The organism is Paenarthrobacter sp. NPDC089307 (genome assembly GCF_040685055.1).
Lineage (GTDB): Bacteria > Actinomycetota > Actinomycetes > Actinomycetales > Micrococcaceae > Arthrobacter.
Genome location: NZ_JBFBHE010000002.1, coordinates 1 through 14,112, shown reverse-complemented (window position 1 = coordinate 14,112; position 14,112 = coordinate 1). Strand labels below are relative to the sequence as shown.

The 14,112-nt window shown below is 64.9% G+C and carries 11 protein-coding genes; 10 read left to right on the top strand and 1 reads right to left on the bottom strand.

The window, feature by feature from the left end:
* Positions 1–5: 5 nt before the first annotated feature.
* From argB to AB0N72_RS03985, 7 genes are all read left to right on the top strand, one after another.
* Entirely contained in the window at positions 6–968 is a 963-nt protein-coding gene (gene argB / locus AB0N72_RS04015; RefSeq protein ID WP_363934617.1) for an acetylglutamate kinase, read from the top strand.
* Complete coding sequence (locus tag AB0N72_RS04010; protein WP_363934619.1) at positions 965–2,233, top strand: acetylornithine transaminase; 1,269 nt, start codon at positions 965–967, stop codon at positions 2,231–2,233. Before argB ends, AB0N72_RS04010 begins: the two co-directional genes overlap by 4 nt.
* Positions 2,230–3,231 carry an ornithine carbamoyltransferase gene (argF, locus tag AB0N72_RS04005; RefSeq protein WP_363934621.1) on the top strand — a complete coding sequence of 334 codons (1,002 nt, stop codon included), beginning with the start codon at positions 2,230–2,232 and terminating at the stop codon, positions 3,229–3,231. The genes AB0N72_RS04010 and argF overlap by 4 nt, the downstream gene beginning before the upstream one ends.
* Positions 3,231–3,767 carry an arginine repressor gene (locus AB0N72_RS04000; RefSeq protein ID WP_363934623.1) on the top strand — a complete coding sequence of 179 codons (537 nt, stop codon included), beginning with the start codon at positions 3,231–3,233 and terminating at the stop codon, positions 3,765–3,767. The genes argF and AB0N72_RS04000 overlap by 1 nt, the downstream gene beginning before the upstream one ends.
* A gap of 72 nt (positions 3,768–3,839) precedes the next feature.
* Entirely contained in the window at positions 3,840–5,045 is a 1,206-nt protein-coding gene (locus tag AB0N72_RS03995) for an argininosuccinate synthase (RefSeq protein WP_363934625.1), read from the top strand.
* On the top strand, positions 5,042–6,457 hold the full coding sequence (gene argH / locus AB0N72_RS03990) for an argininosuccinate lyase (protein WP_363934627.1): 1,416 nt from the start codon (positions 5,042–5,044) through the stop codon (positions 6,455–6,457). The genes AB0N72_RS03995 and argH overlap by 4 nt, the downstream gene beginning before the upstream one ends.
* 76 nt (positions 6,458–6,533) lie before the next feature.
* A complete protein-coding gene (locus AB0N72_RS03985; protein WP_363934629.1) occupies positions 6,534–7,280 on the top strand; it encodes a maleylpyruvate isomerase family mycothiol-dependent enzyme in 747 nt (248 codons plus the stop codon).
* Positions 7,281–7,390: 110 nt separating this feature from the next.
* Here the strand turns inward: AB0N72_RS03985 and AB0N72_RS03980 are convergent, their stop codons facing one another.
* Positions 7,391–8,965, bottom strand: coding sequence for an AlkA N-terminal domain-containing protein (locus AB0N72_RS03980; RefSeq protein WP_363934630.1), 1,575 nt, complete (start codon positions 8,963–8,965; stop codon positions 7,391–7,393).
* A gap of 82 nt (positions 8,966–9,047) precedes the next feature.
* Here AB0N72_RS03980 and AB0N72_RS03975 point away from each other — a divergent pair, with 82 nt between their 5' ends.
* The 3 genes from AB0N72_RS03975 (at position 9,048) to tyrS (ending at position 13,413) form a co-directional block, all read left to right on the top strand.
* Entirely contained in the window at positions 9,048–9,716 is a 669-nt protein-coding gene (locus AB0N72_RS03975) for a DNA-3-methyladenine glycosylase (RefSeq protein ID WP_363934631.1), read from the top strand.
* Positions 9,717–9,836: 120 nt separating this feature from the next.
* Positions 9,837–12,065 (top strand): ATP-binding domain-containing protein, encoded by a 2,229-nt coding sequence (locus AB0N72_RS03970; RefSeq protein ID WP_363934633.1) that lies wholly within the window; start codon positions 9,837–9,839, stop codon positions 12,063–12,065.
* Positions 12,066–12,102: 37 nt separating this feature from the next.
* Positions 12,103–13,413: a tyrosine--tRNA ligase gene (tyrS, locus tag AB0N72_RS03965; RefSeq protein WP_363934634.1), complete on the top strand. Its 1,311-nt coding sequence runs from the start codon at positions 12,103–12,105 to the stop codon at positions 13,411–13,413.
* The last annotated feature ends 699 nt before the right edge of the window (positions 13,414–14,112 follow it).

Below are 14,112 nucleotides of genomic sequence, written 5' to 3'. Positions count from 1 at the left end.
TGACGATGACAGCGCATACCCGCGAAACCACCTCCACGAGCCACGTCTCGGCCGAAACAGCCCAGGACAAAGCCGGCACGCTGATCGAGGCCCTGCCCTGGATCCAGCGTTTCGCTGGCACCACCATGGTGATCAAATATGGTGGCAACGCCATGGTGAACGACGACCTTCGTCGCGCGTTCGCCGAGGACATTGTGTTCCTTCACCACGTCGGCATCCATCCCGTGGTGGTCCACGGCGGTGGCCCGCAGATCAACTCCATGCTTGGCCGGCTCGGCATTGAGTCAGAGTTCAAGGGCGGACTGCGGGTCACAACGCCGGAAGCCATGGACGTTGTGCGCATGGTGCTTACCGGCCAGGTCGGCCGTGAACTCGTGGGCCTCATCAACTCCCACGGACCGTACGCTGTTGGAATGTCGGGAGAGGACGGCGGCCTGTTGCGGGCCGTCCGCACCGGCACGGTGGTGGACGGGGAGGAAGTCGACCTCGGCCTGGTGGGCGAAGTGGTAGGCGTGGACCCCGCTGGCATCAAGGACATTCTTGACGCCGGCCGCATCCCCGTGATTTCGACTGTTGCCCCGGAAATTGTTGACTCAGCAGAAGGCAACGGATTCCAGACCACCGGCCAGGTCCTCAACGTCAACGCGGACACCGCAGCAGCTGCGGTGGCCTCGGCACTCGGTGCCTCCAAGCTGGTAATCCTCACCGACGTCGAAGGCCTTTACGCCAACTGGCCGGACAAGTCCTCATTGATTTCCTCCCTGACGGCCTCGGAGCTTCGCGAAATGCTGCCCCGCCTCGAATCCGGCATGATCCCGAAAATGGCGGCCTGCCTCAAAGCCATTGACGAAGGCGTGGAACGGGCACACATCGTGGACGGCCGCCTGCCGCACTCCATGCTGTTGGAGACATTTACGACGGCGGGCATCGGCACCCAGGTAGTACCCGACGAGGAAGTGAACGCATGAGCACCGAACTGAGCGCTACCGCCGAGTCCGCAGCAACGACGCTCGTAACCCAGAGCTCAGGTGCCGACTGGCTGGCCCGGTATAACTCGTCGCTGATGGGAGTCTTTGGCACCCCGCAGCGGGTCCTGGTCCGTGGCGCCGGGTGCCTGGTATGGGATGCCGACGGCAAGGAATACCTCGACCTCCTCGGAGGCATCGCGGTGAATGCGCTGGGGCACGCGCACCCGTTTGTCACCTCCGTGATCTCCAGCCAACTTGCCACTTTGGGGCACGTTTCCAACTTCTTCACCAGCCCTACGCAGATTGCCCTGGCTGAAAAGCTGCTGGCACTGGCCGTCGCTCCTGCCGGTTCCAAGGTCTTCTTCGCCAATTCGGGCACGGAAGCCAACGAAGCCGCTTTCAAGCTTGCCCGCAGGAACAACTCCGACGGCACGCGCACCAAGATCATCGCCCTCGAAGGGGCGTTCCACGGCCGGACCATGGGTGCCTTGGCGCTCACGGCAAAAGAGGCTTACCGCGCGCCGTTCGAGCCACTGCCCGGTGGCGTGGTCCACATCCCGTTCGGCGATATCGAAGCGCTGCGTGCCGCCGTCGACGATTCCACAGCGGCTGTCTTCCTCGAGCCCATCCAGGGCGAAGCGGGCGTCCGGCCGTTGAGCGCTGAATACCTCCGGGCGGCCCGCGAGATGACCACGGAGGCCGGCGCGCTGCTGATCGTGGACGAAGTACAGACAGGCATCGGCCGCACCGGCAAGTGGCTCGCAAGCGAAGAAGCAGGCATCATTCCCGACGCCGTCACCCTCGCCAAGGGCCTTGGGGGCGGCTTCCCGGTGGGTGCGTTGATCACTTTCGGAAGTACGACGTCGGCCCTGCTCACGGCCGGGCAGCACGGCACCACTTTCGGTGGAAACCCGGTGGCTACGGCCGCCGCACTGGCCACGCTGCACGCGATCGAGAGCCAGGGTGTCCTTCAGAACGTGCTCGACGTCGGAGCGCACCTCCGCAACGGCCTCGCAGCGTTGGAAGCGGTGACAGAGGTCCGGGGTGAAGGCCTCCTGATCGGCTTTGACGTGGACGCGGACGTCGCGCCCGCCATGGTGACCGCGGCCCTGGATGCCGGGTTCATCATCAACAGCCCGGGGCCGCGGACTATCCGCCTGGCGCCCCCGCTGATCCTGACCATCGAACAGGCAGACCGGTTCCTGTCCGCCCTGCCATCCCTGATCTCCACGGCCAAGGCCACGACTTCCAAGGACGCCCAGTGAGCATTACTACCCGTCACTTCCTCAAGGACACGGACCTCAGCCCGGCTGAGCAGGCAGAGGTCCTTGAACTCGCCGCCCGGATGAAGGCAGCGCCCTACAGCGTGCAGCCCTTCGCCGCAGACGGCAACGGCCGCAAAACCGTGGCCGTGATCTTCGACAAGACCTCCACCCGTACCAGGGTCTCCTTCGCCACCGGCATCGCCGACATGGGTGGCAACGCCCTCATCATCAACCCGGGTGAGGCCCAGATCGGCCACAAGGAATCCGTGGAGGACACTGCAAAGGTCCTTGAACGGATGGTCTCCACCATTGTGTGGCGGACCGGTGCCCACGCCGGCCTGGTGGCGATGGCGGAAAACTCCAAGGTCCCGGTCATCAACGCCTTGTGCGACGACTACCACCCATGCCAGCTCCTCGCCGACCTCCTGGCTGTCAAGGAGCACAAAGGTGAACTGGCCGGATTGACCATGGCCTACCTGGGGGACGCGGCCAACAACATGGCCAACTCCTACCTCCTTGCCGGCGTTACGGCAGGCATGCACGTGCGCATCTCGGGTCCGGAAGGCTACCTTCCGGCAACGGACATCGTCGCTGCCGCACAGGAGCGTGCCGCTGAGACCGGTGGCTCGGTCCTGATCACCAGCGACGCCGCGGAAGCACTCAAGGGTGCTGACGTCGTGGCCACGGACACGTGGGTGTCCATGGGGCAGGAAGCGGAGAAGGAAGCCCGCTTGCAACTGTTCCGGGACTACTCCGTGGACGAGGCCGCCATGGCGCAGGCAGCGCCGGACGCCGTCGTCCTCCATTGCCTTCCGGCCTACCGCGGCTACGAAATTTCGGCAGGCGTCATCGACGGCCCGCAGTCGATTGTCTGGGACGAGGCCGAGAACCGCCTCCACGCCCAAAAGGCACTCATGGCGTGGCTGATGCACCAGTCCGGGCTGGCGTTCGTGGAGGGGCTTTCCCCCGTCGAGGGCACCGGAGAGAGCACGTTCTAGTGTCCACCAATCCGTCCGTGCCGGGCGCAAGCCCGGCCACCAAGACTGCCCGGCAGGCGCGTATCACCGCAATCCTGACCGGTGAGTCCGTGCGTTCCCAGGCAGAGCTTGCTGCCCTGCTGGCGGACGACGGCGTCCAGGTAACCCAGGCCACCCTGTCCCGCGACCTCGTGGAACTGGGAGCGGTGCGGGTTCGGGGCAAGGACGGAGCATTGGTCTACGCCGTGCCGGGGGAGGGCGGGGACCGCAACGCCAAGAGCGGCGTCACCCAGGAAATTCTCGACGCGCGGCTGACACGGCTTTGCGGGGAACTCCTGGTAACGGCTGAGGCCTCGGGCAACATCGTGGTGCTGCGCACCCCGCCGGGAGCAGCCAACTTCCTGGCACTGGCCGTGGACCACTCCGTGATGCCGTCGGTATTGGGTACGATCGCAGGCGACGACACTTTGCTGCTGGTCGCGCGGGATCCCGATGGCGGGGCAGAGCTCGCGGCCAGGTTCCTCCGGATGGCCGAGGAAGCCGGCCCCGGCAACTAACGGCTTTACACAGCACTGATTCACACAGCATTTGATTCGAAATGAACCAAGCAACAACAAAGGAGCACTCTCGTGACTGAGCGCATTGTTCTGGCCTACTCCGGTGGCCTTGATACGTCCGTAGCTATCGGCTGGATCGGTGAAGCCACCGGCGCCGAGGTCATCGCTGTGGCGGTCGACGTCGGACAGGGCGGCGAGTCCCTGGAGACCATCCGCCAGCGCGCCCTGGGCTGCGGCGCCGTCGAGGCTTACGTGGCCGACGCCCGTGACGAGTTCGCCAATGAGTACGCCATGCCCACCCTGAAGGCCAACGCGCTCTACCAGGGCCACTACCCGCTGGTTTCGGCCATCTCCCGCCCGGTGATCGTCAAGCACCTGGTCAAGGCTGCGCGCGAATTCGGCGCAACCACCGTTGCCCACGGCTGCACCGGCAAGGGCAACGACCAGGTCCGCTTCGAAGTTGGCATCCAGACCCTTGGCCCGGACCTGAAGTGCATCGCACCGGTCCGCGACCTCGCCCTCACCCGCGACAAGGCCATCGCCTTCGCCGAGGAAAAGGGACTGCCGATCGAGACCACCAAGAAGAACCCGTACTCGATCGACCAGAACGTCTGGGGACGCGCCGTCGAGACCGGCTACCTTGAGGACATCTGGAACGCTCCCACCAAGGACATCTACGACTACACCGCCACCCCGGAATTCCCGCCGGCACCGGATGAGGTCACCATTACCTTCCAGGCCGGCGTGCCGGTGGCGATCGACGGCGTCAAGGTCACCCCGCTGCAGGCCATCCAGGAACTGAACCGCCGTGCAGGCGCCCAGGGCGTTGGCCGCATCGACGTCGTTGAAGACCGCCTTGTGGGCATCAAGTCCCGCGAAATTTACGAAGCCCCGGGTGCTATGGCGCTGATCACCGCGCACAAGCACCTCGAGGACATCACCATCGAGCGCGAGCAGGCCCGCTTCAAGGCCACCGTTGGCCAGCGCTGGGCCGAACTCGTGTACGACGGACAGTGGTTCTCCCCGCTGAAGCGCTCCCTGGATGCGTTCATCGAGGACACCCAGAAGTACGTTTCCGGCGACATCCGCATGGTCCTCCACGGCGGCCAGGCAATCGTCAACGGACGCCGCTCCGAGACCTCGCTGTACGACTTCGACCTCGCCACCTACGACACCGGCGATACCTTCGACCAGTCGATGGCTCGCGGCTTCATCGAGCTGTGGGGCATGTCCTCCAAGGTTGCCTCGGGCCGCGACCTCCGGGTTGCAGGCGAATGACAAGCGGTACAAACGAAGGTGCATTGTGGGGCGGCCGGTTCGCCGGCGGCCCTGCGGATGCCCTGGCCGCACTGAGCAAGTCCACCCACTTCGACTGGCGGCTGGCCCGTTACGACATCGCCGGTTCCAAGGCTCACGCCCGCGTGCTGGCCAAAGCCGGTCTGTTGGATGATGCCGAACTCGAAGGAATGCTCGCCGCGCTTTCGCAATTGGACCAGGACGTGGCCAGTGGGGCGTACCTTCCTGCAGAGAGCGACGAGGACGTCCACGGTTCACTTGAGCGTGGCCTGATCGAGCGCGCCGGAACCCAGTTGGGCGGCAAACTTCGTGCCGGGCGGTCCCGCAACGATCAGGTTGCCACCCTGGGACGCATGTTCCTGCGCGACCACGCCCGGATCATCGCCCGGGGCGTCCTTGCCACGGTTGATGCCCTGGTTGAGCAGGCAAAGGCCCATCACGGTGTGGCCATGCCTGGGCGCACCCACCTGCAGCACGCCCAGCCGGTTCTCCTGAGCCACCACTTGCTGGCACACGCCTGGGCACTGCTCCGGGATGTGCAGAGGCTCCAGGACTGGGACAAGCGTGCGGGTGTTTCCCCGTATGGTTCCGGTGCCTTGGCTGGTTCTTCCCTTGGCCTGGACCCCGAAGCCGTTGCTGCGGATTTGGGCTTCTACTCGGCTGTCCACAACTCGATCGACGGCACTGCTTCCCGCGATGTCTTCGCCGAGTTCGCCTGGGTCTGCTCCATGATTGGCGTTGACTTGTCCCGGATCTCCGAAGAGGTCATCTTCTGGGCCACCAAGGAGTTTTCCTTCGTCACCCTGCATGACTCCTACTCCACGGGGTCCTCGATCATGCCGCAGAAGAAGAACCCGGACGTTGCCGAGCTCGCGCGCGGCAAGGCAGGACGCCTCATCGGCAACCTGACGGGACTCCTGGCAACGCTCAAGGGCCTGCCGCTCGCGTACAACCGCGACCTGCAGGAGGACAAGGAGCCGGTCTTCGACGCCGCCGACACCCTGGAGTTGTTGCTTCCGGCCGTGTCCGGGATGATCGCGACTCTGAAGTTCAACACCGAGCGGATGGAATCCCTGGCTCCCCAGGGCTTTGCGCTGGCCACGGACATCGCAGAATGGCTTGTTCGCCAAGGCGTTCCCTTCCGTGAAGCACATGAGCTCTCCGGTGCTGCCGTCAAGCAAGCCGAAAGCCGTGGCGTGGAACTGTGGGACCTCACGGACGAAGAATACGCAGCGATTTCCGGGCACCTGACCCCCGAAGTCCGCTCGGTGCTGAGCACCGAAGGTTCGCTCAACAGCCGCAACTCGCAGGGCGGGACGGCACCAGCCGCCATCGAACGCCAGCTGGCAGCCCTTGAAGCGGAACTGGACGCTGCGCGCTCCTTCGCATCGTAGGTTGCTCGCCGGGAGCGGGATGGTGCCTGAAGGTGCCGTCCCGCTCTCTGTTTAACTCTGCGTTAGCATGGGCGCTATGACCGAGATCACCCCCGCGACGCTGCCCGCAGAGCTTCACAAAGCCGCCGACACCGTCACCCGCATCCTTGCCAAGCTGGACGACGCCTCAGTGGCCGAACCCTCGGAACTTCCCAGCTGGACACGCGGCCACGTCCTTGCGCATCTCAAGGGAATCGCCAACGCGATGGCGAGGCAGCTGGAGTACGCGCGTCGCGGAGAGACGATTGAACTGTACGACGGCGGCATGGAAGGACGGACCAAGGCGATCGAACTGGCCGCGGGCCACAGCCTCGCCCAGCATAGGGAGGCCCTCACCGCTGCGCTCGGGTCCGCCATCGCCGCGTTCGACGCCTTGGGCCCGGACGACTGGCAGGCCCGTATCGCCTATCGCGACGGGACAGTCTTCGACGGCGGGCTGGCGCTGTGGCGCGAACTCACCATCCATGCGTCCGACCTTCGTTTGGGGTACGGGCCGGAGACGTGGAGCCGTCCGTTCTGCGAGCACCTGATTTCGTTCCTGGAGGCACGGGTCCCGGAGACCTTCAAGTTCGTCCTGCAGCCCACGGGCCTGCCCCAGCTCAGCATCGGCAGTGGTGGCACGTCCATTGCGATCACCGGCATGCTGACCGACATCGCAGCCTGGTTGGCGGGTCGCGAACCCAGCCTGGGCTCGCTCCGTGCCACGGCAGCGGCGGACGGCGTGGAACTGCCCGAACTGCTCCCGTGGCCCGCCGCCCAACCCGCGTCACCGCCAGCCCGCTAACCCCGGTCGCTCTCTCACGTCCCGGGTGCTTGGGCCGGTCGCTCGCTCACGTCCCGCGTGTTTGGGCCGGACGCTCAATCACGTCCCGCGTGTTTGGGCCGGTCCCTCTCTCACGTCCCGCGTGTTTGGGCTGGACGCTCAATCACGTCCCGCGTGTTTGGGCTGGACGCTCGCTCACGACGTCGATGCTCGAGCTGGGTGCCGACCACAGCAGGCTTGGCTGCTGCCCGCCACAGATGCATGGTCGCGTACGACCGCCACGGACTGACTTCCCGGAAGTCGGCACTGAGCCCGGCGCCGGCCGGCAGCGCTTTCAACCCGTTCCGCACGGCGGCGTCATTGGCCAGGAAGACATCGGGGGCGCCCAGTACGCGCATGGCCACGTACCCAACGGTCCACGGGCCCACCCCGGGTAACGGCAGCAGTTTGTGTGCGAGGCTTTCCAGGTCATCGCCGTACCCGAAGTCGAGAGCTCCTGAGGCCATCGCTTCGGCCGCGGCAATAATGGAATCAATACGGCGCTGGGGTCCCCGAAGGAGGGCGCGGCCTTTCCCGGCGAGTTCTTCCGCCGTCGGAAACAACCGGTCCAGACCGGACGCCGCGCCATCGGCCTGCGAGCCCGCAGCTGACAATTGGGTAAGCGCCGTCCGGGCGGCAGCCACGGTGATCTGTTGCCCGATCATTGCCCTGATCAGCAACTCCTGAGGATCCACTGCGCCCGGCACCCTGATACCTGGGACTGCCGTGATCCTGCCTGCGAGCCGGGGATCCGTTGCCAGGGCGTCGTCGATTGCCTGCGGATCCGCATCAAGATCAAAGAGTCGTCGCACCCGGCTCAACAGTGCCGGCAGGTCGTGAAGATCCACGGCGGTGGCCGTCAACCGCAGTGGTCTGCCCGGCAGCGACGGGCTGTAGGCCACGGTGAAAGAAGCGGTGCCGCGGGGGAGCCGCAGGGTGCGGCCGTAGCTCCGCGTGCCGTCCGTGCCCGTGTCCGCCGATTCAATCCCAGGTATCGCGCGCACTGCCAGGAAATCGAAGATTCCGGGATCGAACGGTTCCCTGTAGGGCAGGTTGAGCGTCAGGACGGCAGGCGCCGTCCCATGGGCAGCAGCCCGGCCGGAACCAGCCTTCGCACCCGTGGCGCGCACCGCCGTCGGGGTCATTGCGAACACCTCACCGATGGTGTCGTTGAATTGCCGAACACTGTTGAACCCCGAGGCGAAGGCCACATCGGCCAGACGCATTTCCGTGGAGACCAGCAAGGTCCTGGCGGTTTGGGCCCTGCTGGCCCGGGCAAGGGACAGCGGACCTGCGCCCAGTTCGTGGATGAGGATCCGGTTGAGCTGCCGTGGGGAGTAGCCCAAGCGTCGCGCCAACCCATCAACGCCTTCGCGCGTAATGACGCCGTCATTGATCAATCGCATCGCCCGCCCCGCGAGGTCCGAACGAAGGTTCCACGCGGGGGTACCCGGCACAGCTTCGGGCAGGCAACGCTTGCAGGCGCGGTAGCCGGCCTCATGCGCGGCGGCCGAGGTCTCGTAGAAGGTGACGTTCTCCGCTTTCGGTGTCCGGGCCGGGCACGACGGCCGGCAATAGATGCCCGTGGAACTGACCGCAGTGAAGAACTGACCGTCAAACCGGGTGTCTCGGGCGTCGATCGCCCTGTAGCGCTGCCAGAAGTCCATGACTTCATCCTTCCAGCCCCGACGGGGCTCGGCTAGCGGAAATCGGACATAGCCGTCAAGGTCCTTTTGCTATGGTCTGGGCATGGGCTGGTCAATCGAAAGCATGACAAGCGACCCCAAGGCAGTACGCACCTTCCTTGAGGGTGACGCACGGGTGATCGCGCCGTTGATCCTGGGGGCCGTGCTGACACATCACTCGGAAGCGGGCCCGGTCTCTGTGCGGCTCACCGAAGTCGAGGCCTACATGGGTCCTCGGGACTCCGAACATCCCGATCCCGGTTCCCACACTTTCGGCGGCCCTACGGCACGCAACGCCCCGATGTTCGGGCCTCCTGGCTTCCTGTACGTCTACTTCACCTACGGCATGCACTACTGCGCAAATATCGTCTGTGGCCCGGCCGGGAATGCCTCCGCCCTCCTCCTGCGTGCAGGGGAGATCGTCGACGGCGAAGGCCTCGCCACCGTCCGGAGGCCGGCGTCCAAGGCGCCCAAGGACCTGGCCAGCGGCCCGGCAAGGCTCGCTTCGGCCTTGGGGCTCACGACGGCGGACACCGGGCGCGACGCGCTCGCGGAACCCTTCAGCCTGTGGTTGCCGGAGTTTCCGGCGGCTGCCGTGGCCAGCGGCCCTCGCGTCGGAGTGGCGGGGCCGGGAGGAACCACCGATTATCCGTGGCGCTTCTGGATCGAGGACGACCCTACTGTCTCCAGGTACAAAGCAGCCCGGCCGCGAAACCGCAGCATCGTCACCTGATATCCGGCCTTGACGGCGGCTGGTGCGGGGTTCGGTGAGTTATATGACCCGTACCCCACACGTTTACCAAAATCGCTGTAGAATGGTAGGTCTGTCTTTTGCGATAGGGGTTACGGTTCGATGCACGACGCTGATTTGGTCCACGAGCAGGAATACGTTGCCGGGCTGTACGCCCGGCTCGATGAGCTGCGCGCTGAAAAGCGTGCCCAGCTGGCGCAGGTGCGCAAGGCAGGCGCGGTGGGAACCATGCAGAACGTCTCCGAACGCGATGCGTTTGCCGCTCTGTACGAGGACCGCCTGGCCCAGCTCGACGCCGTCGATGACCGCTTGGTTTTTGGCCGCCTCGACCTCGACTCGGGAGAGGCGCAGTACATCGGCCGTATCGGGTTGTCCACGGCTGACCTCCAGCGGCTGATGGTCGACTGGCGTGCCCCGGAAGCCGGCCACTTCTATCAGGCGACTGCCTTTGACCGCCAGGGTGTGCGCCGTCGTCGCCACCTGATCCTGCAGGGACGCGACGTCAAGGCCATTGAGGACGACGTCCTGGATGCCGGCATGCTCGCCGACGGCGACTCGCTCCAGGGTGAAGGCGCGCTGCTGGCGGCGTTGAACTCCAAGCGCACCGGACGCATGTCTGACATTGTTGGCACTATCCAGTCCGAGCAGGACCGGATCATCCGGTCGTCCATTTCCGGAGCCCTCGTCGTCCAGGGCGGTCCGGGTACTGGTAAGACGGCCGTGGCCCTGCACCGTGCTGCCTACCTGTTGTACACGCACCGGGAGCGGCTGAAGAGCGCCGGTGTCCTTCTGGTGGGGCCGTCGTCGTCCTTCATGCATTACATCGAACGGGTGCTGCCGTCCCTGGGTGAGACGGGCGTCGTCATGGCCAGCCTGGGACGCCTGATGCCCGGAATCCACGCCGTTCCCGAGGATGATGCCGACGTCGCTGCCCTTAAGGGCAAGCTGGACATGGCGAAGGTTGTGGCCAACGCCGTGGCCAACCGTCAAAGGACGCCCGCGGAAGACCGCGTTCTGGAAGTCGATTCGCGCAAGCTGACGCTCACCGTCCGCCAGGTCCGCCGCGCCAGGGAAAAGGCGCGCGCTACTGGCAAGCCCCACAACGAGGCACGCCTGACTTTCGTGAAGATCCTCCTTCGCGAGCTCACCGAGCAACTGACCGACCTCGTTGAGGAAGCGAATATCGGCAACAACGCCGATCGCGCATACCTCGCCGAGGACGTCCGTTCTGCCCGGGATGTCCGCATTGCGCTGAACCTGTGCTGGATGCCGATGACGCCGGAGAAGCTCATCTCCGAACTCTTCAGCAAGCCCGCGATCCTTGAAGCATGCACTCCGCATCTGACACCGGAACAACGCGCGCTCCTTCAGCGTCCCGTGGATGCGCCGTGGACCGAAGCGGATGTTCCCCTGCTGGATGAGGCTGCGGAACTGTTGGGCGAACTCGACCCGGCAGCGGGCAGGGGACTGGCCCAGCAGGAGGCCGACCGTGCGCGTGACATCGCCAATGCCAAGCAGACCCTTGCCAACATGGAATCGATGGGCGTGGACGTCCTGATGACAGCCGAGGAGTTGGCTGACCAAAACCAGGAACGTGAGAGCCGGTTGTCGGCGGCCGAGCGCGCCACCAGCGACAGGTCGTGGGCATTCGGCCACATCGTTGTTGACGAGGCCCAGGAGCTTTCGCCCATGCAGTGGCGCCTGCTGGTGCGGCGGTGTCCTCTGAAGTCCTTCACCATCGTGGGCGACATTGCTCAAACGAGTGCAGCAGCCGGTGCCAATTCATGGCAGAGCGCGCTGGCGCCGTCGTTCGGTGACCGTTGGACCCTTGAAGAGCTGACCGTCAACTACCGCACGCCGTCCCAGATCGCGGAGGCCGCAGTTCGTATGGCAAACCGGGCGGGGCTTGTGGTCTCGGCCCCCAAGGCGGTGCGCGAAGGCAAATGGTCGCCCATCGTGGACCGCGTGGAAGAAGGCGGCATGGTGCAGCGCCTGGTTGACGTCCTGCCGGAGGAATTGGAAGCGATCGACGGCGGCCTGCTGGCTGTCATTGCCGACGGCCCCCTGCTGCCGCAGGCAACCGCTGCGCTCAAGGAGGTCTACGGACGCCGTGTTGGTTCGGGCGCAGGCAGCTACGAGCAGGACATTGTGGTGATCAGTCCCAAGGAAGCAAAGGGGCTGGAATTCGACGGCGTCGTGGTCCTTGAACCGGCAGCCATGCTCAACCACGAGCACGGCAAGGTGGGGGACTTGTACGTTGCCATGACACGTGCCACGCAGCGGCTCCGCCTTATCGCGGCTGCACCGGTACCTGCCGGCATCGAGCGCTAGGCAAAACGGAACCCGCAACCCTGCTAACTTAGATCTCGTGTCACACGTAAACAACCTCGAGTCCCAGCACAACGATCCCGCCTTTGCCAACATCTGGCAGGAGCTCACTTGGCGCGGCCTGGTCCACGTTTCCACTGATGAAACGGAACTGGAAAAACTCCTCGCCGGGGACCCGATCACGTATTACTGTGGCTTCGATCCCACTGCGCCTTCGCTGCACTTGGGCAACCTTGTGCAGTTGCTGCTCATGCGTCGCCTTCAGCTGGCCGGCCACAAGCCCCTCGGTTTGGTGGGCGGCTCCACGGGCCTGATCGGTGACCCGCGTCCGACGGCGGAGCGCACCTTGAACACCAAGGACACCGTCGCGGAGTGGGTGGGTTACCTGCAGGGCCAGGTCCGCAGGTTCCTCAGCTTCGAGGGGGACAACGCCGCCCGCATGGTCAACAACCTTGACTGGACTGCGCCCCTGAGTGCCATCGACTTCCTCCGCGAAATCGGCAAGCACTTCCGCGTGGGCACCATGCTTCGCAAGGACGCCGTGGCGTCGCGCCTGAACTCCGATGAGGGCATCAGCTACACCGAGTTCAGCTACCAGATCCTGCAGGGCATGGACTACCTGCAGCTCTTCCGCGATTACGGCTGTGCCTTGCAGACCGGTGGTTCGGACCAATGGGGCAACCTCACCAGCGGTACCGAGCTCATCCGGAAGGTGGAGGGCAAGAGCGTCCATGCCCTGGGTACCCCGCTGATCACCAATTCCGACGGCACCAAGTTCGGCAAGAGCGAGGGCAACGCCATCTGGCTGGACCCGGAAATGTGCAGCCCGTACGCGTTCTACCAGTTCTGGCTGAACACGGCGGATGCTGATGTGATGGACCGCCTGAAGGTGTTCACATTCCTCACGCGCGCCGAGATCGAAGCCCTTGGTGAAGCCGTGGCGGAACGTCCGTTTGCCCGTGAAGGCCAGAAGAGGCTTGCGTACGAAGTGACCTCGCTGGTTCACGGCGTCGAAGCCACGGAGAAGGTCATTGCCGCATCGGCTGCACTTTTCGGCAACGGTGACCTCACGGTCCTGGACGAGCAGACCCTGGAAGCTGCCACAGCGGAACTTCCTTCTGCGACGATCACTGCCGAAGGTCTGGGGATCATCGACCTCCTGGTTGCCACCGGACTCTCCGACAGCAAGTCCGCTGCCCGGCGCACCGTTGGGGAGGGTGGTGCCTACGTGAACAACGCCAAGGTTTCCGACCCCGACGCCGTCATTGCCCGCGCCGAACTGCTCCACGGCCGGTACCTGCTGCTCCGCCGGGGCAAGAAGAACCTGGCCACAATTGAGGTTTCCGCCTAGGATCCCTTTGACTGAGCCTCGGAGAAGGCCGGCAACCGTTATGGTTGCCGGCCTTTTTGTGTTCAAGCAACGGTTCCCGTTCGGGGTGGGCGCGTTCCGGTGCGCACGTAGGGGGCGGTTATCCTCGGCGCGCTCGGTCGTTCCTCCCTTGGGCGCGCGCTGCCGGATACCCGCCCCTTCCGACGCTCGCTCACATCCCGGGTGCTTGGCGCCAACGCTCGCTCACGTTCCGGGCGCTTGGGACCAGCGCTCGTGCATGTTCCGGGTGTTTGGGGCGGACGCTCGTGCATGTTGATGTTCGACGGCGGTGGTTGGGTTGGGTTGTTGGGTTTGGTGTGTGATGGGCTTCACGTGGCGGGTTTTGGGCGTTTTGGGGTTTTGGCCGGGTGTTTGGGGCTTGTTTTTGGTGTGTTTGCGGGGTTTTTGGGTGGTGTTGGGGTGGATTTGGTGCGGGGGTGTGGCGCGTGTAAAGTTATTCGAGTCGCCGCCGCTGATGCGGATTGATGGCGACCGACTCCCTTCAAATTACCGGTTCTGGTAGCGCTTTTGTGTGCTTCTGGTTGGTGGGGGAGGCCCGGGGTTTGGTTTGCTTTGAGCGGCCGGTTCGGGTAAGTTTGAAAAGTTGCTCCGGAGCGATCCAGTGGCCCTGTGGGGGTTGGTGGTGGTGCCGGTTAGTGACCTGTTGTTTGAGAACTCAAT

What these genes read in the sequence shown, in the direction of transcription:
- argH (WP_363934627.1), top strand. Translation starts at nt 5,042, where the DNA reads ATGACAAGCGGTACAAACGAAGGTGCATTGTGGGGCGGCCGGTTCGCC.
- AB0N72_RS03985 (WP_363934629.1), top strand. Translation starts at nt 6,534, where the DNA reads ATGACCGAGATCACCCCCGCGACGCTGCCCGCAGAGCTTCACAAAGCC.
- argB (WP_363934617.1), top strand. Translation starts at nt 6, where the DNA reads ATGACAGCGCATACCCGCGAAACCACCTCCACGAGCCACGTCTCGGCC.
- AB0N72_RS03975 (WP_363934631.1), top strand. Translation starts at nt 9,048, where the DNA reads ATGGGCTGGTCAATCGAAAGCATGACAAGCGACCCCAAGGCAGTACGC.
- AB0N72_RS03980 (WP_363934630.1), bottom strand. Translation starts at nt 8,965, where the DNA reads ATGGACTTCTGGCAGCGCTACAGGGCGATCGACGCCCGAGACACCCGG.
- AB0N72_RS04010 (WP_363934619.1), top strand. Translation starts at nt 965, where the DNA reads ATGAGCACCGAACTGAGCGCTACCGCCGAGTCCGCAGCAACGACGCTC.
- AB0N72_RS03970 (WP_363934633.1), top strand. Translation starts at nt 9,837, where the DNA reads ATGCACGACGCTGATTTGGTCCACGAGCAGGAATACGTTGCCGGGCTG.